Genomic DNA, 26,688 nt, shown 5'->3' on the forward strand with positions numbered 1-26,688 from the left:
CATTGCTTTATCTACCAAGGTTTTGTAAATGTGAAATATTTAAATCCTAAGAGCGAAATGATTGCAGGGGGAGTTGAGATGCTTTAGATGATATGATCTACCACCAATCCGCGCAGCGGTTCAGTTCAAGATTGAATCTTGACCGAGATAAGCGTCTCAATTCAACCTCTGGACGAGCAGAAGACCCAGCTATGTCCTCATAGGGGGGCGCAAGGTTGCCCCCCTCTTCTATTTCCTCCTCTGGAAACATACGAATTAGTGACAAATAGGGTCCAGCTCAAAATCATATCTTTTGGTTACAGTAAAACAATAACTTACCGCATGAAAATAAGGTGCCAAAAAGACTATAGCCTAACGGGCATTCAACCACTGGGGGAACGGATCAAAACTACTGAGACGCTGATTCTCCTTGGTTCTAAAATAGTTTTGACATCCCTTTGCCGAACTATTATCTCAGCTTGTCTATCACCTCAAGATATTGATCAATAAGCTCAGGCTTAGGGTTTCCATAAGCCTTCATTAAAAATTCCCTAGCTGCCTGATCATCAAGGTCAATCACCTCGTATACTAATGTGGCGTTGAAAATTGCATGCGCCTCATCCACCAATTGCTCTATTCCGTCATTGCACATTCGATTCTCCATTCGTGTTTTCTAGATATAATGTCTTTGTTGTAATAGCAGAATAGACAAGTGATCTGACAAATTTCTGACATGAATGAAGGGAAGGGATTTTTCTTTGTTCTTTTTCATCTAACTCAACTTGGGAATGCTCATGAACGATTTACAGGTTAGCCGTGATAAGTGAAAACTTGCCCTTACTGCCCGCCGAGGTTTGATTTATTCCCCTAAAAAGAGACCGTCACAATGGGTCAATTCGTTCTTCTCGTCAGCGCTCCATGTCACCGCGTGCATGATCCGGCAAAAGCATTTTTGTTCTTTTGCCGAACCGAACCACATTGAGTTCGGACAGCTTGCGCAGACCGTTTTGGTAGATTTGTTTAATGCCAGCAAAGTGAGGCTGGTTATCTCTGGTTCTGTTTCTATTGTTTCGCTCATATTTTTTCCGTTCGATGGTGTTATCTATTAATTGAATATGTTTGCCAAATCGCGCTTGGCCGTAAATCAGCGCCGCTCTCTGTGTGGCTTTATCCAGGGAAAAATGCAATTTCTTTCCCGCATCCCGGATCGTCCCGCCGCTTGGCAGCGTAAAAATAACAATGCCGTTATTGTCGATGGTATGTCGGACCCCGGAAAACATTTTTGGGGTGTTCATTTCGATAGTTTGTTGCAAGGTCTCCTGGGCCGCCAACTGTTCCATCCGAGTAATAGCTATAAGACCGCCTCGATGCTTGGCAGTAAGATTCGAAGCAACAAGCTGTTGTTCTTTTTTCACGCCATTGAGCTTGATTTGCCTTTTGCTCTGGTAATAATCTGCTGGTTTTTCCCCTGGGGCGGTTGCCGGATCGTTGCTTTGCGTTCTCGACCGCAACACCTCCAGGGCGGTTGCATTACCTTGTTGTGACTGCCACTTCAGGTATCCATTCCAATTGTGGAACGGGTACCGTTCTCGAACCTCTTGCAATCGATCCTGGCCCGTTGCGCTCTCTTTTTCCCTAGCCAACCGCTCTTCCACGTTTAAGATTTGCCGGAGGTTACTTTTTGTTTTGCGCGGCAAAATCCGTTGTTCAATGTCCTTTCGCTGCTTGCTGTGACGCTCTCTAATCGAGAACAGGCCGGTGATGGCTTGTTGCTTCAATATGCCTAGTTGCGAATTTCGTTCCTCTAACAGTTTTTTATAGTGTGGATAGAGTCTTGTTCGTTCCTCGGAGCGAGGTTGTATAGGCTTTTGGTCATATTTTTTATTTGGAGTCATAGGTATTATTGACGCGGAGTATTCACCCAAACGATCCGTTAAACGTTTTTTGGATATGCTGCGGTCAATGGTGCTGGCCTTGATAGCTCCTTTGCCGGTGGTATTCACCACCACCAACCCGTTGCCACGCGGCTTGATCTCCAGGCCATGTCCGGCCAAAGCTGTATGTAACTCCTGCCAGTTTTCAGCACCCTCCAGCATCTTCAGGATGTCTCCTTTGTGTTCCAGGACATAGGACTGAAAAGATTGTTCCCCGGAATGAGCCTCCATGCTGGCCGCCCTTTGGTCTATCTGCGGTGAAGATTCCCGGTCTGGACTAACACCATTATCAATCACCAGGTCATATTTTGTTTCCATGGCCCGGCAGGCTTCAGCAAGTTTATAGAAATCACGGAACGGTTCATACTTGGTGAACTTCTCCGGATGGATCATGTTATATGCAACATGCAGGTGCATATTATTAGTGTTTCTATGGACACCGCAAAGCCGTTGATGTTCATCAAAGCCAAGAGCCTGGGCAAAAGCCGCTTCAATGTCGCGCATAGATTCCGGGGTAAGTTTGGCCTCGTCTTCCGGCCGGAAACTTACCATTAAATGATATGTTTTTCCGCCCTGGCAGCGGGTATTCATGCCCTGGGTGGCCTCGATCTCGATCAGGGCCACTTCGTATGTCTCGGACAAACACCCTTCATGCCAGGCAAACAGTAATTTCTCGCCCTCATGGCTTGCGTCGGCAATATATAAACCTAATTGACGCGAATTATCGTTGCCCGGTTTTGTATTAATGCGCTTGGCAATCATTTCCAAAACACCAATTTCAAGAGTTGTTTTACGACAAATTCAATGCTCATATAAATCGAAGCGAGAACAATTGCCACCGCCCAAAATATTCCCCGGCAGATCCATGTAACCGCCAAGCCAGCTAACGGGACCAGGGCGACCAGGTAAAGCATTTTAAAGGTTCCCGACCAGCCGGAAGCATGCCAGGCCATGAACAAAAAGAATCCCGCAAAAGTAATGAAAAGCAACGTCGAAAAACTGGATAATAATCTCATCATCGACCCGACCCCTTCTCTTTTTGGGCAATCGCTTGCACCAAAGCGCTGCACTCTTTAACCACTTGAGCTTTTGTTGCCTCGATACTTCGCAACGTCGCCAGCAAATCATCAGCATATGGACCCACTGCGTTTCCTTCCGAAAGAAACTTTTTAAACAACCCGCCTAATCGTCCCAAGTCAGCATTGGCCTTCATTACAGCTAATACCGCTTGATGGTCCACGATGCTGTGTACTCTTTGTCCCAAGCATACACGTTTTATAAACGTGGAGACTGTCAACCCTGCCTTGGCTGCCGATTCAACGAGCTGCTGATGTTCATCAGAAGTCAGGTAGGCTTTTACTGGTTTCTTATCAGGGCATGGCATAAAAGGTTTTCTCTTTTTTGTTGTGGTTCGCGTTGAGCCGCAGGCGAATAAGCTACCCCCGGAGGGCAGGAGTGAAGAGGGAGGTAGTAGGCCCACTTCACCTATCCTGCCTTTTACCCCAAATAGAAAAAAAGAGAAAGACAAAGAATAAAGACGGCATAATCCTCCAATCTCTCCATAAAGTGCTATTTTATACATATAATTCTTCTTAATTCTCAATTTAGTCTGCTATATATCAATCATTATCTCTTGATTTCTGTAAATTTCTCCTTTATTCTTGGTTTTTCACAAGGATGTTTTAACAATAAAGCAAAAAAAGAGGAAAAATTTTATGAGGAAATATACGGCAAAAATAGAATGGTTGGCCGTCAAGGAAGAAGCCTTAAAAATGCTCAACCAGGGGTACAGTTACACGTTGCTACACGAACATTTCGTGACCGAAGGTAAGATTACGATGGCCTATAAAACATTTTATGGATACGTCCGGGTAGCCAAAGCGAGCAGCAATCAATCTTCACAGGAAAAATCAGATACGCCGGCCCGAAAACTTGGGGTAAGTAACGGTGATTCGCTTATCAAACACGACTCAAACCCTGATCTAAATAAGTATATTTGATGTTAAAGATGACTGATCTGCGTGGTACTTTTTCGTGTACTTACATTCGATCTATTGCCAACCACTTCCGATGGTTTTCTGTAAAAAAATCTGTTTAGGTAAAAAAAGAAACGATCTTCAAAAAAATTATCATTTCCACAAGAATCGGGCAAAAAACCCTCTCCCATGGCTAATAACTCTTTTTTTCTCCAATCCTGGATTGACACCGTTAGTAAACGGCTGTTCGATAACAAAAAATTTGATGATAATTCAATAAGAAAAAGTTTAATGTACGGCATTTCCTCTGTCGGCATTATTTTTCTAGTTATTTTAGGTGGTATTGCCGTTGTACAAGGGGGGGTACTTCTCGCCACTTTAGATTTTTCAGCTGCCTTACTTCTCCTTGGTCTTCTTTTTCTTCTTCGCATCAAAGGCTACCTAGACTTATGCATCAAGACAGGCGTCACAGCGATGTTCTTCCTGTATCTCTACCTTGTTATCAGCGGCGGAATCACCGGAACCGCTTTTCTTTGGAGCTATACCTACCCCTTGTTTGCCTTTTTTCTGCTTGGTAGCAAAAAGGGTTTTTGGTATTCCTCTGCCTATTTTTTGTCGTGTCTTACAGTCATGATAGTTGATCTCAACTCGTCAATGATCAACCTCTACGACATGAACCTTGTCCTGCGATTTATTCCTTCTTTTGCAGTAGTTATCCTTTTTTCGCTTATTTATGAAAAATACAGAGAAAGCACGCACCAGGCTTTAATGGAATTAAAAGACAATCTGGAAAAAAAAGTTGTGGCGCGCACAGGAGAATTGTTGACGGAAGTGCAAAACAGGAAGGCAAAAGAAAACGATCTCCGCGTTAGTGAGGCACGTTATCGGACTCTCTACGACAACTCTAGTGATGGTATCAGTATTATCACCCTGGATGGGCATTTTAGCAGTGCAAACAAGCAACTTTGCGACCGGCTTGGTTATACCGAAGAAGAACTCAAAACCAAAAGACCTGAAGATATTTATACAAAAGGTTCGGGCGGTGAGATCAAATCCCTTTTTAAAAAGGCTATTGACATTGGTAGTGCAGATTTGGAAGCTGAACAGATAGCTCGATCCGGTGACCACATACCAGTAGAAATAAGAGCACAACTTATCGTCATTGACAATAAGGACGCTATCCTCTGCTCCTGTCGCGACATCACAGAACGTAAAAAACAAGAAGAAGAGAACAGGAACCTGCAAGAACAATTACACCGATCTTCTAAAATGGAAGCTATTGGTCTGATGGCCGGAGGCATTGCCCATGATCTAAATAATATTCTGTCTGGAGTTACTGGTTATCCGGAACTGATGCTTTTGAGTTTACCCCCTGACAGTCCACTTATAAAGCCACTTAAAGCAGTACTTGAATCTGGACGGCGTGCTGCCGCCGTGGTAACTGAGTTATTAACGATGGCTCGTGGAGTTGCCAGTGTCAAGCAACCGCATGACTGCAACAACCTGATTGAAGAGTTTCTTGCCACCCCCGAAGCTATAAAAATTACCGAAAATCATCCGAATGTTGCAATTATTACACGGTTTGCAAAAGCTACCGGATCAATAATTTGCTCACCGATCCACATACAGAAATGCATCATGAATTTACTTATCAATGCTGTTGAAGCGGTTGAAAACAAGGGGATGGCGTGGGTAGAGATCGAGACAGACAGACCAAATCTTAGTGATGATACCTTTGAAAAACTAAACCTTCGTCCCGGTGATTATGTGCGCATCCTCGTTAAAGATAATGGCTCTGGAATCTCCAGTCAGGATGTTAAGAAAATATTTGAACCATTTTATAGTAAAAAGATTTTGGGCCGGAGTGGTACAGGTCTGGGCCTGACCGTAGTGTGGAGTGTAGTGGATGAGCATCACGGTGCAGTAGATGTTGACAGCAGTGGACAGGGAACAATCTTTACTCTATATCTCCCCGCAACAGACAGTATCGAAATTAAAAATTCCCACAATTCGCCCCAGCAAGAGGATCAAGCAAGCGGCCACATCCTTGTAGTTGACGATGAACCACAATTACGTGATTTAGCAAGTACAATGCTTGAAACTTTTGGATATACTACCAAAACGGTCAATTCTGGTGAAGAAGCTATCGCCGTTATGCAAAATGAGACATTTGACGTAGTGTTAATTGACATGATGATGGAACCAGGCATGAACGGCAGACAAACCTATGAGAAAATCATCAAAATCAACCCCGGACAAAAGGCTCTAATAGCGAGTGGTTATTCTGAAAATCAAGATGTAAAACGAGCGCTTGCACTCGGTGCAGGCGGATTCATTAAAAAACCTTATAGCATGCGCGAACTATTTATGGCTATACAAAGCGTGATATTACAATCACATAACACCAAATAGCCAGTAATCTTTTATCATAGTTTTCCCCACACACACTTGCACTATCGCCAACAATCATTTCATACTTATCCGCGCCATACTGAAAAAACCAGACCAGTAATTATTTGCCTTTTCTTCATAAAAAATCTCCTGTAATTTCTAACGTTTTATTGCTAAACATCTTTTTATTAAACATCTGCATCAAAAAACCCGAAATAATAAAGGAGGAGTACAACACCGACTTTGGAAAAAGTCAAAATCTTATAAGGTAGATCATTATGCTTACATGTGTTCGCCAGTTTGTTTTTATCTTTTTAGGAACCGTATTGCGCTGGCCGATCTGGCTAATGATTGGTATAGCGGGTCAATTCAAGCTCTTCCGGTTTGTTTTTCTTGTTTATCCCACTGACGAAGTGGAATGTCGCCAATTCTGTCCAAATATTCCAATACTCCGCCGCTATTTATCCGGCAGACCAACACCTGGTGGACTCGTTGTAGATGGGTGGTGCCCTATCGGTATTTACTTTGTGGTTCCAGACCTTCCACGGGACCTGGCACGCAAAAAAAACCGGCAACTGGCAGAAACTATCGTTAGGCGTATGCGCTGGATAAGACGACTAGCAGGTGCCAAGACAATCGGGTTAGCCGGTCAATTGGGGCCAATTTTTTCCAAACGCCACAACATCCCTATTGAACCACCTATATTTAGTAGCATCAACGGCAATATTTTCAGCATCCACGAAGCAATAAATTGGGCTGCGCTTAAGAAAAATACATTTTCAAAGCAGATAAAAATTGCCATCATCGGCGGTGGAGAACTCGGAGAGACCTTGCATGGATACTTAAGTGGACAGGGGCTGCAATGTGATATTGTCGATGTGCGATTTACTCGACGAGGAAATGTCCTGGCCATCACGTCTTGCCAAAGCGAAGAAATGGTGAAACAAGCTGATTTTGTAATAAATCTTCTACCCAAGGGAGAAGATTTTATAGAGAGTAATCTTTCGAACATAATGGGAGAGAAGACATCTGTCATCGATTTTTCCCGCCCAGCGATTGATCAAGAGAAGTTATCACAGAGAATCTATATGGGAAACCGGGTACAGAGAACCGGCATGCGCTTTGTCCTTGCCTTGCCAGGTGGCTGGGGCCAAAAGGAGCTTCCTGCTTGCTCTTTACCCGCGTTATTAGCCGCCTTAACAGGAGAAATTAACAACAAAGTGGATTCCTTCTGTTTGCATGCCAGAAAACAATCTTTTACAACAGCCCTTATTGCCGACATGCCGCCTCGATTGTCCAAACTAAACGGTGGCGGCGAGGTTAAAGGTAAACTCATAGCCGAGGTGGGTTGACAGTACTTGTGATAGAAAAAAAGGCATAAAAAGACAGTTCTTGCATTTGATTATAAAAAACGGCATCTAAAGTGAGACGCTTCACTTAGATGCCGATTTTCCTTCCTGTAAGTATATCGAAATCTAATATCCAAAACCTTCTTCTGAGCGGTATCGAAAAATTGTTCTCGATACCAATAACCGCTCCCCCCTGTTCAGTCCTGCCCGGAGCTGTTCAAAGTTCTAAACGGTGAAGGGTCACCGGGACAAAGCTTGCCATTGACGATCAGAATAATATATATTAATAGATGACCGACTATTTTAATTCATTTCTCTATCTATTGGTGTATTTTAGTGTATTAAATAACACAACACATAAGAGGCAAGCAAAGATGTGGCACGGAATGATAATAGAAAAACAGCAAACAACAGAGATACCCGCAGGAACCTGGCATGACTGGGAAGAAGTTCATCCCGAACCAGGCGTATACGTTTATGTCAGGGATCTGGACGCACCGGATATATTGGAAATTGGCTGGGCTATGGGAGTCAAAGGGAACACAAAGGTCGCTGTCGTCAACGATCCTACAATGAGCCAACTCACTTTTGATCAATGGCAACTAGTGCCGCTACCTGTCGAATAACTAACATTCACGATTTGGGGGGGGATTTCGGAGTATTTATTAGCAAAGAACCTAAAAAAACCTCTCCCCGAAAGATAGGAACCACCCGAAAGTGAAAAATCGCACCGTTTTTTATTTCAACATCAACTTCCGTTTCTTTCCTCTCCTCTGAAGCCAGAGAAACACTATCGAGAACTTCATCAAAGTTGACTATTTTTTTCCTAAGACTCAAAACTACTGTGTCGAAAGAGGGTTGGGTCGTAATGTCTAACCCATCGAGGAGCCCCCATCTATTACTCGAAAAAATGATGTCCCGTTTTGAATTATAGAACGTTACTCCCTCGTTTAAGTTGGAAAAAATAGTCTTATATAATTCTATCTCATCTAGAAGTTTTTCGTATTTTTCTGCCTTTTCTTCTGCTTTTTTACAAAATCCGTGATTGGCCTTGAGACCAAATATTACTTGGTTCAATAGAGTTATCAATTCCTCTGGTTTAGCAACAGTACCATCATAAACACTATTCTCAGCGCCACTCTCTTTCTGTGGTGGATTTTCTTTTTCATAAATTGATCTACCCACCTGAATCATTTCATCATAAGAAATTTTAAAGTAATCCGCGAAACACCGTTGTGTATCAATGGGGCAGCTTTTAGGATTTCCTTTATACAGTTTATTTATATATGCAGCTGATTTATTTATCTTATTTGATGTTGCTATATCAATTTGCCTCTCCCCATCGTCTATTTTCTTACGAAAAAAACTGAGAAAATAATCAAAATTTGTCGGCATCTTTTTCCGTCATTGAGATTTAAGTGGATTGATCGCGAAACAGAAGAATATACGAAAATTCACTAAAAGCAATAATTTTACAAGAGAAATTGAAAGCACAGTGGCGGCAACCAACAAAACAAAAATATTTTAAGAGAACTAATCGCCACAATATAAGCTTGACATCTATCTTTTTGTTTACTATTTTGGATTTATATTAGTTGCTTTTAGTGTATTTTAGTGTATTTCAAAGACTAAACATAAACCCCAGGTCATACTGGGGATCTAAAATACACCCAAAAGCCGTAAAAAAGGTGAATTGCCGAATTGGTGTGGCTTTATGGCGTTTGGGTACCTAGCCCCAAAAGAAAATAATTTTATTCAAAAGAAAAGCGTATTTAAAAAATACCTGAAATTAATATGTGTGAAATACATATTGGGTGAAATATTAATTTCTAATAGAGCGAGTCAAATAAAACTAATGAATACAGTACATTTTATCTTACAAGGAAAGGGTGGCGTTGGTAAATCTTTAGTTTCTTCAATGCTATTTCAATACATACAAAAAAATAAAAATTGTGTCGGAATAGATACAGACCCGGTAAATGCAACCTTTTCAAGGTGTGTTGATCTAAATGTAAAACAGCTGAATATCATGGATGATGATGATATTGACCCTAGAAAATTCGATACCTTGATGGAGCAAATACTAGAAACAGATAACGAAGATAAACATATAATTATTGATAATGGGGCCTCGTCATTCATTCCACTTTGTTCCTATCTAAAAGAAAACAATGCTATTGATTTGATAAAAGAATCTGGAAATAAAGTTGTTTTGCACTCAATCATTACTGGTGGACAGGCATTAGGTGATACTCTTGCGGGTTTAGGTACACTAGCATCATCCTTTGATGCCCCTATTGTGGTTTGGTTAAATCTTTATTTTGGAGATATTTTTAAAAGCGGAAAAACATTTGAAGAATTTAAAATTTACCAAGAACACGGACATAAATTTCAATCAGTAATTCAAATTCCACTCAGAAAACAAGCTACATTTGGCAAAGACCTGGAAGATCTTTTTTCCAGTAGGGAAACTTTTGATACTGCTATTAACAATTCTAAAGTGCCAATTATGGTACGTCAGCGCTTGAAAACATTTTGGACGGAAGTACAGAGAGAAATAGACAAAGCACAATTGGTTTGAAAAAAGAGATTACAATGAACGAACAAGAACCAAAACCAGAAATCTCGAACATGCCGCAATTACCGGACGGCATCGGTCTATCTTTAGACGAAGTTCGTTCCCTCCTTGCAAGCAAAAATTCCATTACCGTCTCTCCCGATGATCCGATCCTTATGATGGTGACCTTGCTTAATGCTTTTCTTACTGAAGAAGAGAAATTGTTAGATCGGCACCGGAAAGCCCTCACCTCGATCCTGACTGATAAAACAGACACCTACATTAAAGCTGTCGAACAAACCACAGTCAACCTGAGCGAAAGCATTTCTGCTTTATCGGGCACTGAAATAAAAAAAATCTTTAATGAGAATAGCGGCATGATGAATAGTTTCCGGTCCAACATGGTATGGCTTGCTGCCATTGTCGGAATATCCGCCCTGGTTAATGTTGCTGTTTTTGTGTTGAGGTAACCAATGAGCATAGACAGCCGATTGCTGACATCATTAGAACACAATTTAGGTCCTGTCATTATGTCCGCGCTGCGTGATCCGGACGTTGTGGAAATCATGCTCAACCCTGACGGTAAAATCTGGATTGAAAAACTCGGCTTTGAAATGACGTCTGTTTCAGAGATGGCCACCGAAAAAGCCCGATTGATTCTCTCTTTAGTAGCCAGCGGTTTGGATACTGTGGTCACGCCGGAGCATCCCATTGTCGAAGGTGAATTGCCCCTGGATGGGTCACGATTTGAGGGACTTTTGCCGCCTATCGTATCGGCTCCGAGTTTCACAATCAGGAAAAAAGCAAGCCGTGTTTTTGGCCTCGATGAATACGTCCGGACCGGAATTATGGATGCTGCATTGATATCCCTTTTCCAGGATGCGCTTACCTCGCGTATCAATATTCTGGTGGTTGGTGGCACCGGATCAGGCAAGACCACCCTGGTTAATGCCCTTATCCGCGCTCTTGCCGATATTTGTCCAGCTGACCGCCTCCTTATCTTGGAAGACACCATGGAGCTCCAATCAAAAAGCCCCAACACAGTATTTTTCCGAACCTCGGACCATGTTGATATGCGCCGTCTGGTCAAGGTGACTATGCGCTATCGACCTACCCGTATAATTATTGGTGAAGTCCGCGACGGTGCGGCTCTGGACCTATTGAAAGCATGGAATACCGGTCACCCTGGAGGGATCGCCACGGTCCACGCCAACAGCGCAGCTGAAGGGCTAGACCGGCTAGAAGAATTAATTGCTGAAGCTACTACAGCACCAAAGCAAAAACTCATTAGCAAAAGCGTTGGTATGGTCGTTTTTATTGAACGATCACCCGGCGGTCGTCGTATTGCCGAAGTCTTACGCGTCACCGGCTATGATGCCCAAACCCATAAATATCAAACTGAGGTTGTTTTCCATGCATAACAAACTGTTTTTTGCCCTGCTGCTTTTACTGGCTGTTGCTACGCCGGAGATTGTATCTGCCTCCGGCGGCATCACTGAATTTTCCAGCCCACTAGAAAAAGTGGTCGGCACCATTACCGGCCCGGCAGGTAAATGGATTTCAATTGTCGCCATGGCACTCTGTGGCGTGGTTTTTATTCTTAACAAAGACGATCTTTCCGGCGGTTTCAAACTACTATTGCAGGTAGTTTTTGGTATCAGTTTCATTGCCTTTGCCACCTCTATTGTCAACACAGTCTTTTCCTTTTCCGGAGCAGTTATCTAATGCGAACCATACCGATCCGCCAAAGCCTGCACCGCCACAACCAGGTATTCGGTGCTGAACGTGAACTGGTCATGTTCAGCGGCTTGATTGCTTTTTTGGTAGGGGTAGGAGGTATGAGCCTTATTTCCGGAGTGTCAGCGGTGCTGTTCTGGATCTGTTCACTGTTTGTTTTACGCACAATGGCTAAAAGCGACCCGGTTATGTCAAAGGTCTGGCTACGACATATTAATCAACAAGATTACTATCCGGCAAGGGCCTCCCGTTGGCGGTCGCAAGGGGGATTCAAGTGTTGAAACTTAAAGATTATAGATCAAGTGCCAAAGGACTACCTGATTTATTGCTTTACGCCGCCCTGGTCGCGCCAGGAGTCGTGTTAAATAAAGACGGCTCTTTCCTCGCAGCCTGGGCAATAGCCGGTCAAGACACGGCGGGTTCCACCCCGGAAGAATTAGCCTGGGTTTCCAATCAAGTTAGTAATAGTATCCGGATGTTAGGTACTGGTTGGATGTTGCATGTAGATGCAATCCGCCGCCCACACCATGCGTACCCGCCACCTGAATGCGGGTACTTTCCCGATCCGGTCACCCGATTAATTGATGCAGAACGCCGTTCTTTTTTTGGCAGCGGCCTCTGTTACAAAACTGAAACGGTTTTGACGGTCACTTTTAAGCCGGATCTCAAGGCCACCAAAATGGCGCAATCCGTCCGAACTGGTGTTTCTGTTTCCGGGATGGAAAAGGCGCTTGATCAATTTATCGGCACCCTGGCCGAACTGGAGGATTTGCTTTCCTCGGTTTTACGGATGGAACGGCTTGAGGAAATCGAGCAGGAAGAAGGCAGCCTTTTTTCTTCCTTGTTGTCACATCTGCAACGCTGCCTGACCGGAGAAAATTACCCTATCCGTGTACCATCAACCCCGATGTACCTTGACGCCCTTATCGGCGGAGTGGACGTAATAGGCGGCTTACAGCCGCGTATTGGGGAGCAGTATCTATCTGTACTTTCCCTCGACGGCCTGCCGCATGAATCCTGGCCCTCGATGCTGGCGGACCTGGACAGTATCCCTGTGGCTTACCGGTATTCAACCCGGTTTATCTGTCTCGATCAACTGGACGGTACTAAGGAAATCAATATGTACCGGAAAGGCTGGCAACAACAGATGTTTCGTTTTTTGGATATGTTTTTGAACAATCCTAATGCCCGCGTCAACCGGGACGCCCAAATGATGCGGGATGATGCAGAAGAAGCCTTATTGGAAGTTCAGGCCGGGCTGGTTGGTATTGGCTATTTGTCGTCTTGTATTGTCCTACTCAATGAGGATCTGGAGCAATTGCACCAGCAAACGCGCGAATTCCGGAGGATCGTGCAAACGCTTGGCTTCGGCTGTCGGGTTGAATCTATCAACGCCCTGGAGGCATGGCTGGGATCGCATCCAGGCAATGGATATGCCAACGTCCGCAGACCGCTGGTTAACACCTTGAACCTTGCTGATCTCTTGCCATTGGCAACCATCTGGACTGGCAGCAAATATTGTCCTTGCCCGTTTTATCCACCCCGATCCCGACCGCTTGCGGTCCTGACCACGGACGGCTCTACACCATTTTGGTTTAATCTCCACTCCGGCGACCTGGGCCATACCTTGGTTCTCGGTCCCACTGGATCGGGTAAAAGTACCTTGCTGAGCCTCATAACCGCTCAGCTTCGTGGTTACCAAAACGCGCAAATTGTTGCCTTTGATAAGGGGATGAGCCTGTATCCTCTCTGTCTTGGTGCAGGAGGCGACCATTACCACATCGGTATTGATTCGCTTGCTTTCGCACCGCTACAGCACATTGATGAATCCGAGGCGGAATTTTCCTGGGCCGCCGGCTGGCTGGCCTCGCTGGCGGAATTGCAAAAATTAGACATTCTGCCGGGGCATCGTAATGCGATTCACACCGCCCTTACCACTTTGCGACATAATCCGCCGGACATGCGGTCCTTAACCGACTTCTGGCACGTCCTCCAGGATGAAGAGGTAAAAGAAGCCCTGACCCACTACACCGAAAAGGGCGCAATGGGGCATTTGCTTGATTCTAAAAACGACGAATTAAACCTTTCCCGCTTCATGGTATTCGAGATTGAGGACCTGATGGAGATGGGCGAGGCCAACATGATCCCGGTGCTGCTCTATCTCTTCCGCCGGTTTGAAAAAAGCCTGTCCGGTCAACCATCGTTGCTGATCCTGGATGAAGCCTGGGTCATGCTTGGGCATCCGGTGTTCCGGGCAAAGATCCGGGAATGGTTAAAGGTACTCCGCAAAGCTAATTGCGCGGTGGTTCTGGCAACACAAAGCCTCTCTGATGCCCGTAATTCAGGGATCATGGATGTTCTTGTCGAATCCTGTCCCACAAAAATACTCCTGCCGAACCATGCAGCCCGGCAGGAAAACCAATACAACCTGTATACCGATATTGGCCTGAACAGCCGGCAAATCGACATTATCGCCAACGCAACACCGAAGCGGGATTATTACGTTATTTCACCCGAAGGCCGCCGCCAGGTGCAATTGGCCCTCGGTCCTCAAACGCTTTCTTTTGTCGGCGCTGCCGACAAGGACAGTATTGCAAGAATCAAACAATTGGCCGCAGAACACGGCCCGACCGGCTGGCAAGAAAAATGGCTGGAAGAAAGGAAGACCTGATGAAAAAAAACCTGATCACTTTAGGAATTGCTGTGCTGCTGGCATTACCTCTGCCCGCCAAAGCAATGTTTTGTGCCAACTGCTCAACTATCTTCATCCAAGCGCTGGAACGTATCACTAGTCTGAAAGAGCTTCAGACTTTAACCAGTCAATACAGCGAAGATATTCGGCAGACCGCGCAACAAATTCAAATGGTACAGAACATGATGCAAAATACTGCATCGTTGCCGGGTAACCTCAAAAGCCAACTGAGTTCACAATTAATGGAACTGGCCGGCCTTACCGGCACCCTGAAAACGCAACGAGGCGAAATGACAGCCCTAGCTGAAATATTTAATACTCTTTTTCCTGCACAATCGGAATTTGCCGATCTGGCCGGTGCTAGTCCGGCAGAGATCGAAGCCGCAAACCAAAAATATAGAAATCATTATGACACCTGGTCAAGTTCAGTGGACCAGGCGTCTGAAGCCACCTTTCAGCTTTCCGGTAAGCAGCTCCAAGATTTACAGGATGCCGGAGAATTACAAAATTATATGAATAGTTTGGTTCAAAGTCCTGATGGACAAATGAAAGCAATTCAATCCGGAAATCAGCTTGCCACAATACAAATTCAGGAAGCCCGGCAATTGCGGGAATTGATGGCGACAACCGCGCAATCATCTTTGACAAGCCAGATGAAGGCGGAGAAGATATCACAAATGGAAATGGAACAATGGAAAAAAGCAACAACCACAACTGATTATGATTCTAGCCGATATAAAGAGCCGTTACCTTAAAATATTATTTTAAAGGTTTGTGGTATCTACTGCTATCATATTCAGTTGTTTTGGTAGCTTTCTTCCAGGCCGCTCTTTCTTTATCTTCTTGGGTTGTATCTTTTGGCTGCTGGATGTTTTGAGTTTGGGAAACGGTGTTACTATTTGTCACTTTTTGAGAAGTTTCTAATTTGTTATCGCAACCGGAAATGGTTACTCCAAATAAAAAAAAGAAAAATATTAAGGTAGCTTTTATGCGCATTGTAAAACCCCTCCATTTGTTAGTTTTGGTTGTCTTGTTTATTTCTCTTCTTCCCGACATCAGCTTTGCTGAACCGAGAGGTGTTGTTGTAGATATAATGGATAAGTTTTCGACCCAAGCTTCTATATACGGTACAACATTAGAAGGATACGCGGAACGATTATTTTACTGGTGTTTGATATTAGACGTTGTTTTACTCGGTATTAGAGTTTCTTTAAATAGAGATGATATTGCATCAATGATAAAGCAGTTTGTTTTTATATTGCTATTCGCAGGATTCATATTTGCTGTTATTAAAAATTATGATGTGTGGTCAATGAATTTGATCAAGGGGTTAAATTCAGTTGCAGTAACTCTTGGTGGCCCTAATTTAGACTTGTCACCTTTCGATACAGGAATGAATCTCGTTAAGGGAATCATAGATGAAACATCAGGGTGGACGCCGATGAGTTCTCTTGGTTTTTTGATTGTCGGGGCCATGATCATGGTGTGTTTCGCCCTAATAACTGCACAGATAGTATTGGTTAAATGCGAAGCCTATATTGCCATGAACGCTGCCGTACTTTTATTGGGTTTCGGTGGGTCCAGTCTTTTAAAAGAATACGCCATTAACACTATGCGCTACGCCCTTTCGGTGGCCTTCAAACTCTTTGTCATGCAGCTTGTTGTTGGTATTGGCATGTCATTTTTGAATGACTTCCAGGATACAAACATGCAACTTGAAGATCTCCTTATTCTTGTTGGTGCTGCTGTTGTGCTTCTCGCCCTGGTTAAAACCATTCCGGATGTTTGCGCCGGAATCATCAACGGATCTCATACTAATACTGGCGGAAGCCTGATGTCAACCGCCGCCGCTGTCGGGGCTGTTGGGGTGGGGGTGGCTGCCGGTGGTGCATCCATGGCGCGAGGTGTTGGATCTGTAAAGGCAGCGGCACAAATGGCGGGTCACCAGGGCAAAACCGGTTGGGCTAAAGTCGGTGGTACTGCCAAAAATATAATGGACGCAAACAGTTCTTCCCGGCAAGACCGTAACGCCTGGGGAGGAATTGGCCAGCGGATGAACTCGCATTTAAAACAAGGGCGAGAAGCTGCAAAAGTTTCAAAAAACCTCAACAATGATCAGACCTAATTAGTCACAAAAAAATAATAGAATGATATTTGATATCCCTTGATACTTCCAAGAGATATCAACCAAAAAAAGAGGTAAAAAATGGAATTTTTGAAGAAAAAAGAACCATTACAGGATAGTTCTGCCCAGACGAACAACCCGTATATCAATGGACGAGAAGAATGGTTGGAACGGTATGGATCGTATATCAGCCGGGCCACACAATGGCGAGTAATAGCGTGTGCCTGCCTGGGTATTTTAGCTTTGTCCTTGTTTGGCAATATCATGCAGGCCCGGCAGGTCAAGGTTGTCCCGTATATTGTCGAAATCGACAAATTGGGCAAGGTCAGCAATGTAGTCCGAGGGGATCAATCAGTTGCCGCTCCGCGTAATCTGGTTCAATCGGAAATTGCCGATGCCATCATTAACTGGCGGACGGTCACCGCAGATACTGAACTACAAAAACAAATGATTACTCGACTGTCCCGACTCATCACTGGCAGCGCCAAGGGAGTTCTCAAGCAGTGGTTTGAAGAAAACAACCCGTATGAAATAGCTAAATCGGGCAAGCTCATTCATATCGAAATCAAGGGCCTGCCGCTGCCGGTAAGCGATACATCATATAGAGTCGAGTGGATCGAGACAATCCGCAGCCATGCCGGGGCCTTGATAGATCAACGGAGTTATGAGGCCACGGCATCTATTCAATTGCAACCGCCTGTATCCGAGGCGGACATTATGGCCAATCCTGGCGGGGTCTACATTACGGCGCTGGCAGCGTCCAAAATCATCACCAACTAGAGGAATTACTCCATGAAAAAAGTGATAATCGCCGTGTTTCTTCTGGCTCTTACTTCTCCGGCTCTGGCAACTGAACCCTCCAATTACCTGAACCCGGTGGCGATCCCGCTTACCGCAAAAGAACGCAAGGCGCTGCAACTCTCCTCGCAATGGTCTGGTGGCGGCGATGTTCAGCCGTACATGACTGGTGGGGGAAAACTCATGTATGTGCATGGGGCCTGTCTGCCAACTGTGATCGCGGCACCGTTCCAGGTCAGTGATGTGGAATTGGAGGCGGGCGAAATCGTTAATGAGATCGTTGTTGGTGACTCGGCTCGGTGGATGGTGGAATCCGGTACTGCCGGAGACACTACCCATCTGTTTATAAAACCGGTGGACTCAGGACTTGAAACAAGTGCAGTCATAACCACGGATCGACGCGTATACCATTTGAGGCTGGTGTCGCGACGCAGCGGTCATATCCCGTATGTCGGGTTCACCTATACTAACGACCTCCGCCGATCCGTCCAGAAGAAAAACGAACAGGCTAAAAAAGAAAAAGAGTGGCGGTCAACCAAGGACGCAACGGGCCGGGATGTTGATTTGTCCAAGCTCAATTTTAATTATGAAATCAACGGCAAAGCCGCCTGGAAACCGGAACGAGTTTTTGATGATGGCCTGAAAACCTATATCAGGCTTCCCGTTGCAACGAGGTCCGGAGAAATGCCCGCGCTCCTTGTTCGCAAGGGCGATAAAGACGTACTGGTAAATTACCGGGTGCAGGATAACACTATGATGGTTGATGGCCTTTTTAAAACCATTGCCCTGGTCGCCGGGGTTGGGGGTGACCAGGAGAGCATCGAGATAAGGAGGGTAAAATGATCCGGATATTCGCTTTGATTTTGTTTCTTGGTTTGACCGGTTGTGCGGGTAGCCACAAAGTCGGCGGTTCTTTTGTCGGTCAACTCCCGCAAGAGGGTGTTGTTACCATAGCGGATGATGCAACAAGCTATCTATCGTCACTCTATCCACCGGGTCATACCTCGATTCGATTGGAAACTCCCCCACAATCGGATGCGTTCAGCCGTGCGCTCGAAACCAGCCTGCGGCAAAAGGGGTTCACCTTGTCCGGGAGCGGCACAGTAACCTTGAGCTATGTACTTGATACCCTCCGTTCGGCAGCGCCGCCGATCTGGTATTTGCAACTCCGGATTGCGGACCCTAAACAGAGTAAAAAGATTGCCCGCTCGTATACGGCTGATGGGAATCCGGCGGCAGGTTTTTCAATTCTCTCAACTGGTGGTGACCATGGAAAGTCCTAATAGTTTGCGGCCACCCAAGGCCAGACCGGAAAAGATGAAAAAATGGCCGCTGTACGTTGCTGCTCTGGTCGCCATGGGCCTGTTCGGGGTACTTTTTTACAGTGTCAATTATAACGACTCTACCAAAAAGGAAGCGGAAAAACCGCCGGTGGTGGTCCCACAGGAAAGACCTTTAACGGTCCTGGAAGGGCATGGGTTATCACTCCAACCGCCTGCCGATAGTCCAGCGGTATTACGGCCAGAAGACCAACCGCAAACAAGAGCGCCACTGGTTGTGGTGCGTGACAATCCTGCCAAAGCTGAGGAAAGCGTTCGTCTGGAGCAGGAACAACGCCGGACCAAGCAGCAGGCATACATTACCGCCCTGGCCTCACCCCTGGTCGCCAAGCGAATCGGGGCAGGAAACGCCGCCACCAAACCGGAAAATCCATCCCGAAAGAATAACAACTATTCGCAGACTGCAACCATTGAACAGCCGGTTGATATGTCCATGATGAATCCACAACAGGCCAACAATAATGCAGCTGATCAAGACAAAGAGAAATTTCTTGAAAGGTCGAGTCGTGATGAATGGCTCTCACCTTATACACGTGAGTTGGGGCGTCCTTTTGAAATCAAGACCGGCACAGTTATTCCGGGGATCATGGTCAGTGGGATTAACTCCGATCTGCCGGGAAACCTGATCGCGCAGGTTTCACAGAATGTCTACGACACGGCTACCGGCTATCGGCTGTTGATCCCGCAAGGATCAAAACTGTATGGCGTCTATGATTCCCGCGTGGTGTACGGGCAAAGCCGCGTTCTCATTGCCTGGAATCGGCTCAATTTTCCCGATGGTTCCGCCGTTACCCTCGGAGCCATGCCGGGTGCCGATATGTCCGGCTACGCGGGATATGAGGATAAAGTGAATAATCATTACCTGCGGGTCTTTGGTTCATCACTGTTAATGAGTTTGATTACCGGCGCCACCAGTTATGCCGCTGATAGTGTTTCTAGCAGCAACAGCAGCGACAGCAGCAACGTCCCTTCAGTGCAGGATGCCATGTCTGCCGCCCTGGCGGCGCAAATGGGGCAAACCACTATGAGCCTTTTGGAAAAAAATCTAAACATCAAGCCAACTCTGGAAATACGGCCCGGTTATCAGTTTAACGTCATTGTGACCAAGGACATTGTTTTTAAAGAGCCATATACAAGGCATGATCCGTACACAGGAAGCAACAATGACTGAACAACAGTATGGCCATATCAGCCGGACGGCCACTAAAAGGCCGTGGCGTTGGCTGGTTATTTTTTCCGTTTTTCTTTGGAGTCTGGCGGTGCTGATGTGGACGGCACAACGGATAGCCTGGATGTTTGGCAACCATCCTTCGCTCGGTGAACCGTTCACCACCCTTTCCCGGCTCTGGTATTGGCCGTGGCAAATGCTGTACTGGCCACCGGGTACTTTGTCGGCACCGGAGATACAACCGATCACCGACCAGGGCTTGATGCTTTTTGCAGGCCCGCTGATCCTGGCTGGCCTTTTGTATATGGCAGCTCACCAGACCCCCAAAGGCCGGAAGGATCTGCACGGCACGGCCAAATGGGCCACTTATAGAGATATTAAGGCTATGGGTTACCTCTCCGGTCTGGGCGTCTATATCGGCGGTTGGTATGACCCCAAGAAAAAAGAACAACTGTACCTACGGCACAATGGCCCTGAACATCTGTTGGGCCTTGCGCCAACTCGTGCCGGTAAAGGGGTAGGCCTGATCCTGCCGACCTTGCTTGCCTGGGAACAGTCCAGTGTGGTCTTTGATATTAAAGGTGAAAACTACGCTTTGACCTCTGGATACCTCAAAAGCCAGGGCAACAAGATCCTCCGCTTTGAACCATCGGACCCCACCGGAGCAACCGCCTGTTTTAATCCGCTTGAGGAAATCCGGTTAGATGGTGACCGGGCGATATCGGATGTGCAACAGGTGGCCAATATGGTGCTGGACCCTGACGGCAAAGGGTTGCCGGATTATTGGGACAAAGCGGCCTGCGGTTTTTTTGGTGGGGTGCTGCTGCACTGCCTGCTGGTCACCCGCCATGCGAAAAACCGACACGCCAACCTGTATGACGTGTCATTGATGCTCGAAGATCCGGAGCGCGAAGGAGGTCCCAGAGATCTTTTTGAAGAGATTATTGCCACGGATCATGCGGCCATGCTGGCCACGATATTCCCCGGTATTGATGTTAAAAAAACCCACGCTGCCCATATCTTTTGCGCCTCCGCCGCCAGCGGTATGTTGGCAAAAGCGGATAAGGAAATGGCGGGTGTGGTTTCCACGGCTACGGCAAATTTGGCGTTGTATCGTGATCCGGTCGTAGCCCGTAATATCGAACGGTGTGATTTTCGGATAATGGATTTGATGAATCATGCCGCGCCGGTCAACCTTTATCTGGTGATATCACCAGCTGATATTGATCGGTTGCGTCCGCTGTTGCGCATCTTTATGACTCAACTGTTAGGTAGGTTGACAGAAAAAATGACCTTTGCCGATGGTGCCGGTACGGCTGTTTATGCCCATCGGCTTTTGCTGATGCTCGATGAGTTCACCTCGCTTGGTAAGTTGCCCATCATTGAGCGGGCGATTGCCTTCATGGCCGGGTACGGCATCAAAGGATATTTCATTGTCCAGGACACCAAGCAATTGAACAATGTTTATGGCACGGATAACGCCCTGATGGCCAATTGTCATATCAGAATTGCCTACGCTCCGAACATCTCGGAAACGGCTGATTACCTCTCTAAATTGACAGGTACAACAACGGTGGTCAGTAAAAAAGTTTCCATTAGTCGCGGTAAAGGCGGCAGATCACGATCAACCAGTATTGCCGAAACTTCCAGACCGCTGCTGACACCTGATGAGTGCTTGCGGTTGCCGGGCGCGGAGAAAGATAGTTCCGGTAAAGTGACCGCCCCTGGTGACATGCTGATTTTCACCGCCGGTCAATCTCCTATCTACGGTCGGCAGATCCTCTATTTTATTGATCCGGTTTTTTCAGCCCGCGCCAAGATCCCGCCCCCGACAAAATCAGATATCATCTATGGGTATCCCCGGCAGAACCAACGGCCTGCACCAGCAGGGCAGGCAATAACGGAAACGGAATATGAAAAATATCTTCGTGATTAGCCTCGTCACTTCGTTAGTCCTGGCGGTCCTGTGGTCAGCAGGTTACCGACTGAACCTGACCCGCTCCATGCCGCTCGGCCTGTACCGGATCACGGATGGCTCGATAAAGAGGGGGCGGCTGGCTTCGTTTTGTCTTGAGGATGTTGAATATATCACCCTGGCCCGGAATCGTGGTTATTTGGCCGCCGGTTCTTGTGCATCGGGCTTGCGCCCCCTGCTTAAAGTGATTTCCGGCGTTGCCGGCGACAGGCTTGAATTGCCCAATGGATCGATAGCGGTCAACGGTGAAATCCTGGCCGGTACGGCAATCATCAACACGGACAGCCAAGGGCGGTCATTGCCGCCCTCTCGCCTTGTTCCCGGTGTGATCCCACCGGATAAAGTTTTGCTTCTCTCACAACACCACAGCGGCAGTTTTGACAGCCGATATTTCGGCCTGGTGCCGCTTGCTACTCTCAGGCTGGTTGAGCCGATAATCACTTTTTAAGGAGGTATCACATGGATTACTTGAAAGCAGCAGCGCAAAAGGTTGAACAACAGGCCATGGATAACCCCGGCATAGGTGTTCCGGTCGATCCGGACGTTGCCGATTACATGGGCGCTTTCCAGAGCGACGAAAACGAGGCTGATATACTGGAGGGAATCGCCAGTGAAGAAATATAGCCGAAAACCCATATCGGAAACCTTTGCCGAGACCATCATTGAGGAATTGAAAAAGGGTACTGCTCCCTGGCAAAAGCCATGGAAAGCCGGAGAGTATAATCGGCCCATGAATCCGGTCAGTGGCACAGTTTATAAGGGCATCAATACGATAATGTTGGCACGGCACGGCTACGCTGATCCTCGGTGGATGACCATGAAACAGGCCAACGATCAGGAATGGCGGGTAAAAAAAGGTTCCAAGGCGCAACAGGTCGTATTCTGGCAATGGACAGATCGCCAAACCGTACTGGATGATTCCGGCCAGCCGGTCCGAGATGAAAAGGGCGAAGAGCAGAAAGAAAATGTGCAATTGGACAGGCCACGTCTGCATGTCTTTTCCGTCTTCCATGCCAGCCAGTTACAAACCCTTGATGGTCAGGATATCCCAGCCTATGAACCGCCGGAACTCACCTGGGACCCGATTGAAAGGGGTGAAAAAATCTTGCAGGATTCCGGAGCGGTTATCATCCATGACCAGGCGAATCGCGCCTATTATCAAATTATGGCCGATGAAATCCATCTGCCGTTGCGCGAGACCTTTCCGGAAGCGGGCAACTATTACAGCACCGCCTTGCATGAGCTCGGTCATTGGACCGGGCATTCATCACGGATGGATCGTGAGTTTGGCCCGCGTGGATCTGAAACATACGCCAAAGAGGAATTACGCGCGGAAATAGCATCCTGGATGCTCAACCAGGAGTTGGGATTGCCACACCAACCGGATCAGCATGTTTCCTATGTGGACAGTTGGGTAACCGTTCTTCAAAAAGATCCGCATGAAATCATGAGGGCCAGCCGGGACGCGGAAAAGATTAAGGAGTACGTCATGGATTTACAGCAGGAGTTGACAACAGAGCAGCATAAAGTCGAAGCCGGGTTGTTTGTTATAAGCGGCAACACCCACAAGGCTGACGTATCACATGAGGGATTACCTGAGATCTACCAAGAGTACCCTACCGCCCAAGAGGCTGGTACGGCCTTTCAGGCGTTTTGTGCGGCACATGATGATGGTGCGCTTCATTGCGAATATCAACAGGAGGATAAAATATTTCATTTAGCGAACAGGGACTATGACCATTTTAACCGGCAAAAATTGATCTTAAAATTTGATGGGTTGGAGTATCCTGCACCGCAAGAAATGAAAGACCAGTTTATGGCCGGGTATCAGAAATCGGCTGAAATTTTGCCTCAAGAGGTCACACCGGCGGCACAAGAAACGCTTGCTGAGACAAAAACCTTTCTAAGTGTCCCGTACCGAGAAAAAAATAATGCCAAGGCCGCGGGGGCTAAATGGGATGGAACGGCAAAACTCTGGTATGCCCCTGAAGGTGCAAGCCTGACAGCTTTAGCCGCATGGCTGCCGGGGAAAGAAGCTGTGGTTGTTGCAGCTGCTCCAAGTCTATCGCCTGTAGAAGAGTTTGCCCAGACTCTCAAGCAAACGGGCCTGATAATTGATGAACCGTTAATGGATGGGCAGATTCACCGGGTGCCGGTGTTGACCGGCAAGGCCGGAACGAAAGACGGTGCCTATTGCGGCTACTCTGACGGACGCCCCAACGGTTGGGGCCAGAACTACAAGACCGGTGAGCAAGTCAAATGGATCGCCACCGGCCACACCTTGAGCGCAGAGGAAAAGGAAGTTTTGAAAATGGAAGCCTCTGAACGGTTGGCAGTGCGGGAAACCGAACGGAAAGAACAGCAGGCAAAGGCCATGAAACGGGCGTATGCCAAATGGATGAACGCCGAACCAACCGTGGAACACCGCTATCTGGCACAAAAAGGTGTGGAAGGTTTTGGGTTAAGAAAGGACCGGCAAGGTAACTTATTGATTCCTGGATTTGATCCCCGGACCGGTCGTTTGCAAACTTTGCAATGGATTGATTCGAACGGTACGAAAGGATTTGAGAAAGGTTGCCCGCAGCAAGAAGCGGTCTTTGTTATTCCCTCTTTGGAGTCGTTGAATAATAAAGGATTTCTGATTGCTGAAGGCTACGCCACGGCAGCCAGCCTGCACATGGCCACCGGTCAACCGGTAGTTGCTGTGTTTAATGCAAGCAATCTCCATCCAGTGACTGAGATCCTCCGCGAGCAATACCCGCAGGCTGAAATTACTCTTTGTGCCGATAACGATCATCACTTGCCGGAACAGATCAATGGTATTCCGCTTGGCAATGTGGGCCTGAAAAAGGCGCAAAAAGCCGCACAAGCAATTGATGCCGCTGTCGTTGTGCCAAGTTTTACTAAAGAGGAAAAGGCATTGAAATATACAGACTTTAATGATCTGCATAAATCGCGTGGTCTGGATGCTGTTACTAAAAGGGTCAAATCGCAGACGGTGGAGATGGCCCGATGAAACGGTGGTTGGTCCCCCTGGTCCTGGTTGGCAGCGTAGCCACCGGGCAAGCCTGGGCAGCAAAACCAACACCTATGGCCTCTATGTTTCAGGAAGCGGCAAACGCCTGGAATGTCCCGGTTGAGTGGACGCAAGCGATAGCTCACGTTGAAAGCGGTTTTTCTCCCTGGTCACTTAACATCGAAGGCAAAGGGTACCGGTTTGACTCCAAAGAAAAAGCACTAGAAAAAGCCAAAGAAGCCGAGGCGGAGGGCCTGTCGTTTGATTCCGGCGTTATGCAGGTAAATAATTTTTGGTTGAAGAAATATGGTATCCCCCTGGAGGCGGCTTTTGATCCGTTGGCGAATATTTATTTAGGATCATGGATACTGAAACAAGAAATCCACAAGCACGGCCAGACCTGGAGTGCGGTTGGCGCGTATCACTCTCCTAATGAGACCAGGGGGCGGAAGTATGCCGAAATGGTTAAAGATGCTTTGGGAAAAGATCCGGCGCGTGTATCTGCTCAATTAATTGCGTCGAGTACGCCGGTAGAAAAGCTCACGCCTAAGCTCGAGAAAAAACAAACAGACTATTCGCCCCTAGTCGTTGCGCGGCGTGACGGTAACCAGATCGCCAGATCAGGGCAACAACAGGTTAATGCAGTGCCGTTTGTCCAGCGATTGAATAATAGTAAAATATAAGCAATGGGCATTCTTGTTCCCTAAGGGCGGCGGTGTCGTTTGCCGCCCTTAGGGTCAGTCTCTCGTCTCGGCCCTTGTGCTGTCTTAGCCCCCGCAGCTTTTTCAGCAAGTGCCTTTGCCACCACTCTATCAATCAATGCAGTTTTTTTTCCCATCTTGCTGCTTTTGTGAGCTATAACCGACCGTAGGAAGGGCATCGTACACCTAACTTAAAACGACAGTTATACAAACAGATTGTGCTGCATGGGGTATGCATCTCCCGGCACTGTTGTCTGGTTCCGGGGAGTAAATTCCACAATGCAATTTTGAAAGATAGAAAAGGACAGTAGGAATAGAAGAGATTTAACGACAGGTTATTTCGAAGTTCTAAGGTGGTGACTGGGGAAACCGGAAAATCCAAGATATCCCCTTGGCAAAGGTTAAACATAAATTAAACCCCGGTTTATTATTAAGATGGTCTTAGCTGGGAAAGAATAAGAGGTTGGGTGGTGGAAGGGCTAATAATTACAGTATTAAGGATTAAAATAATAAAAAATAACAGCAACATATTTAAAAAGGTATAGAGATTGACGAAGATTTATTATGAGAGTTGTTGTTTTACTTGTTTTTAAAAGCTTTTAACTTGTTTTCATCGCTCTGTAACTCCTAATAATAAAGGGGTTACAGAGATTAAAGTATAGAAAATGAAGGTCAAAAGTATAGAGATTGACTGTCACTAGTATAGTAATTGACGGTGAAAGGTATAGAGATCTACATCCAAAGGTATAGAGATTGACGGCCTGGGGGTAAATATCCTCTTTGGTAAAGGTATAGGGATTGATGGTCGGAGGTTGTAAATAGCGTTTGAAGTAAAGGTATAGAGATTGACGGTATGGGGTAAATATCCTCTTTGGGAAAGGTATAGGGATTGATGGTCAGAGGTTGTAAATAGCGTTTGAAGTAAAGGTATAGAGATTGACGGTATGGGG

General features: G+C 46.4%; 27 protein-coding genes. 21 read left to right on the top strand and 6 right to left on the bottom strand.

Features of this window, described 5'->3' with window-relative positions:
* Nucleotides 1–448 precede the first annotated feature (448 nt).
* The 4 genes from FCL47_RS23645 to FCL47_RS23660 all read right to left on the bottom strand — a co-directional run bounded on the left by FCL47_RS23645 (nt 449) and on the right by FCL47_RS23660 (nt 3,495).
* Complete coding sequence (locus FCL47_RS23645) at nt 449–631, bottom strand: hypothetical protein (RefSeq protein WP_136816197.1); 183 nt, start codon at nt 629–631, stop codon at nt 449–451.
* A 256-nt stretch (nt 632–887) separates the two neighbouring features.
* Complete coding sequence (gene traI, locus FCL47_RS24945; protein ID WP_240744350.1) at nt 888–2,675, bottom strand: TraI/MobA(P) family conjugative relaxase; 1,788 nt, start codon at nt 2,673–2,675, stop codon at nt 888–890.
* A complete protein-coding gene (locus FCL47_RS23655; protein WP_136816198.1) occupies nt 2,672–2,932 on the bottom strand; it encodes a hypothetical protein in 261 nt (86 codons plus the stop codon). The genes traI and FCL47_RS23655 overlap by 4 nt, the downstream gene beginning before the upstream one ends.
* Complete coding sequence (locus tag FCL47_RS23660) at nt 2,929–3,495, bottom strand: hypothetical protein (RefSeq protein WP_136816199.1); 567 nt, start codon at nt 3,493–3,495, stop codon at nt 2,929–2,931. The genes FCL47_RS23655 and FCL47_RS23660 overlap by 4 nt, the downstream gene beginning before the upstream one ends.
* A 79-nt stretch (nt 3,496–3,574) precedes the next feature.
* Between FCL47_RS23660 and FCL47_RS23665 the strand changes: the two genes are divergently transcribed.
* The 4 genes from FCL47_RS23665 (at nt 3,575) to FCL47_RS23680 (ending at nt 8,255) form a co-directional block, all read left to right on the top strand.
* Nucleotides 3,575–3,913: a TraK family protein gene (locus FCL47_RS23665; protein WP_255580837.1), complete on the top strand. Its 339-nt coding sequence runs from the start codon at nt 3,575–3,577 to the stop codon at nt 3,911–3,913.
* 165 nt (nt 3,914–4,078) lie between these two features.
* Nucleotides 4,079–6,301 carry a response regulator gene (locus FCL47_RS23670; protein WP_136816201.1) on the top strand — a complete coding sequence of 741 codons (2,223 nt, stop codon included), beginning with the start codon at nt 4,079–4,081 and terminating at the stop codon, nt 6,299–6,301.
* Between the two features lie 257 nt (nt 6,302–6,558).
* Nucleotides 6,559–7,632 (top strand): hypothetical protein, encoded by a 1,074-nt coding sequence (locus FCL47_RS23675; protein ID WP_136816202.1) that lies wholly within the window; start codon nt 6,559–6,561, stop codon nt 7,630–7,632.
* A 383-nt stretch (nt 7,633–8,015) separates the two neighbouring features.
* Complete coding sequence (locus FCL47_RS23680; RefSeq protein WP_136816203.1) at nt 8,016–8,255, top strand: hypothetical protein; 240 nt, start codon at nt 8,016–8,018, stop codon at nt 8,253–8,255.
* Between the two features lie 7 nt (nt 8,256–8,262).
* On the opposite strand, the gene FCL47_RS23685 is transcribed toward FCL47_RS23680, so the two are convergent.
* Entirely contained in the window at nt 8,263–9,024 is a 762-nt protein-coding gene (locus FCL47_RS23685) for a hypothetical protein (protein ID WP_136816204.1), read from the bottom strand.
* A gap of 319 nt (nt 9,025–9,343) precedes the next feature.
* On the opposite strand from FCL47_RS23685, the gene FCL47_RS23690 reads away from it, so the two are divergent.
* From FCL47_RS23690 to trbJ, 7 genes are read left to right on the top strand one after another with little or no spacing between them, the layout of a single operon-like run.
* Nucleotides 9,344–10,210: a conjugal transfer protein TraL gene (locus tag FCL47_RS23690; protein WP_205747425.1), complete on the top strand. Its 867-nt coding sequence runs from the start codon at nt 9,344–9,346 to the stop codon at nt 10,208–10,210.
* Between the two features lie 14 nt (nt 10,211–10,224).
* Nucleotides 10,225–10,656 (top strand): hypothetical protein, encoded by a 432-nt coding sequence (locus tag FCL47_RS23695; RefSeq protein WP_136816205.1) that lies wholly within the window; start codon nt 10,225–10,227, stop codon nt 10,654–10,656.
* 3 nt (nt 10,657–10,659) lie between these two features.
* The gene (gene trbB, locus FCL47_RS23700) at nt 10,660–11,607 is read left to right on the top strand and encodes a P-type conjugative transfer ATPase TrbB (protein ID WP_136816206.1); all 948 of its coding nucleotides are present in this window, start codon (nt 10,660–10,662) and stop codon (nt 11,605–11,607) included.
* Entirely contained in the window at nt 11,600–11,911 is a 312-nt protein-coding gene (locus FCL47_RS23705) for a TrbC/VirB2 family protein (protein ID WP_136816207.1), read from the top strand. Before trbB ends, FCL47_RS23705 begins: the two co-directional genes overlap by 8 nt.
* Nucleotides 11,911–12,204, top strand: a complete 294-nt coding sequence (gene trbD / locus FCL47_RS25255; RefSeq protein WP_136816208.1) for a conjugal transfer protein TrbD — start codon at nt 11,911–11,913, stop codon at nt 12,202–12,204. The genes FCL47_RS23705 and trbD overlap by 1 nt, the downstream gene beginning before the upstream one ends.
* Complete coding sequence (locus tag FCL47_RS23715; protein WP_136816209.1) at nt 12,198–14,594, top strand: conjugal transfer protein TrbE; 2,397 nt, start codon at nt 12,198–12,200, stop codon at nt 14,592–14,594. The genes trbD and FCL47_RS23715 overlap by 7 nt, the downstream gene beginning before the upstream one ends.
* Nucleotides 14,594–15,370 (top strand): P-type conjugative transfer protein TrbJ, encoded by a 777-nt coding sequence (trbJ, locus tag FCL47_RS23720; RefSeq protein WP_167496619.1) that lies wholly within the window; start codon nt 14,594–14,596, stop codon nt 15,368–15,370. The genes FCL47_RS23715 and trbJ overlap by 1 nt, the downstream gene beginning before the upstream one ends.
* Before the next feature lie 4 nt (nt 15,371–15,374).
* Here the strand turns inward: trbJ and FCL47_RS24635 are convergent, their stop codons facing one another.
* A complete protein-coding gene (locus FCL47_RS24635) occupies nt 15,375–15,611 on the bottom strand; it encodes a hypothetical protein (RefSeq protein ID WP_167496620.1) in 237 nt (78 codons plus the stop codon).
* On the opposite strand from FCL47_RS24635, the gene trbL reads away from it, so the two are divergent.
* From trbL to FCL47_RS23765, 10 genes are all read left to right on the top strand, one after another.
* Nucleotides 15,604–16,740: a P-type conjugative transfer protein TrbL gene (trbL, locus tag FCL47_RS23725; RefSeq protein ID WP_167496621.1), complete on the top strand. Its 1,137-nt coding sequence runs from the start codon at nt 15,604–15,606 to the stop codon at nt 16,738–16,740. The two genes, FCL47_RS24635 and trbL, sit on opposite strands and share 8 nt — an antisense overlap.
* Before the next feature lie 81 nt (nt 16,741–16,821).
* On the top strand, nt 16,822–17,520 hold the full coding sequence (locus tag FCL47_RS23730; protein ID WP_136816212.1) for a VirB8/TrbF family protein: 699 nt from the start codon (nt 16,822–16,824) through the stop codon (nt 17,518–17,520).
* A 12-nt stretch (nt 17,521–17,532) separates the two neighbouring features.
* Nucleotides 17,533–18,381, top strand: coding sequence for a P-type conjugative transfer protein TrbG (trbG, locus tag FCL47_RS23735; RefSeq protein WP_136816213.1), 849 nt, complete (start codon nt 17,533–17,535; stop codon nt 18,379–18,381).
* Nucleotides 18,378–18,821 carry a hypothetical protein gene (locus tag FCL47_RS25260; RefSeq protein ID WP_136816214.1) on the top strand — a complete coding sequence of 148 codons (444 nt, stop codon included), beginning with the start codon at nt 18,378–18,380 and terminating at the stop codon, nt 18,819–18,821. Before trbG ends, FCL47_RS25260 begins: the two co-directional genes overlap by 4 nt.
* Nucleotides 18,808–20,049, top strand: coding sequence for a TrbI/VirB10 family protein (locus FCL47_RS23745; protein ID WP_153306392.1), 1,242 nt, complete (start codon nt 18,808–18,810; stop codon nt 20,047–20,049). The genes FCL47_RS25260 and FCL47_RS23745 overlap by 14 nt, the downstream gene beginning before the upstream one ends.
* A complete protein-coding gene (locus tag FCL47_RS23750; RefSeq protein WP_136816215.1) occupies nt 20,042–21,982 on the top strand; it encodes a type IV secretory system conjugative DNA transfer family protein in 1,941 nt (646 codons plus the stop codon). Before FCL47_RS23745 ends, FCL47_RS23750 begins: the two co-directional genes overlap by 8 nt.
* Nucleotides 21,960–22,469: a conjugative transfer signal peptidase TraF gene (gene traF / locus FCL47_RS23755; RefSeq protein WP_205747427.1), complete on the top strand. Its 510-nt coding sequence runs from the start codon at nt 21,960–21,962 to the stop codon at nt 22,467–22,469. The genes FCL47_RS23750 and traF overlap by 23 nt, the downstream gene beginning before the upstream one ends.
* A gap of 11 nt (nt 22,470–22,480) precedes the next feature.
* Entirely contained in the window at nt 22,481–22,645 is a 165-nt protein-coding gene (locus FCL47_RS24640) for a hypothetical protein (protein ID WP_167496622.1), read from the top strand.
* Nucleotides 22,632–25,037 (top strand): zincin-like metallopeptidase domain-containing protein, encoded by a 2,406-nt coding sequence (locus FCL47_RS23760; RefSeq protein WP_167496623.1) that lies wholly within the window; start codon nt 22,632–22,634, stop codon nt 25,035–25,037. Before FCL47_RS24640 ends, FCL47_RS23760 begins: the two co-directional genes overlap by 14 nt.
* Nucleotides 25,034–25,720, top strand: a complete 687-nt coding sequence (locus FCL47_RS23765) for a lytic transglycosylase domain-containing protein (RefSeq protein WP_136816217.1) — start codon at nt 25,034–25,036, stop codon at nt 25,718–25,720. The genes FCL47_RS23760 and FCL47_RS23765 overlap by 4 nt, the downstream gene beginning before the upstream one ends.
* Nucleotides 25,721–26,688 lie beyond the last annotated feature (968 nt).

This window comes from Desulfopila sp. IMCC35006 (genome assembly GCF_005116645.1).
GTDB lineage: Bacteria > Desulfobacterota > Desulfobulbia > Desulfobulbales > Desulfocapsaceae > Desulforhopalus_A.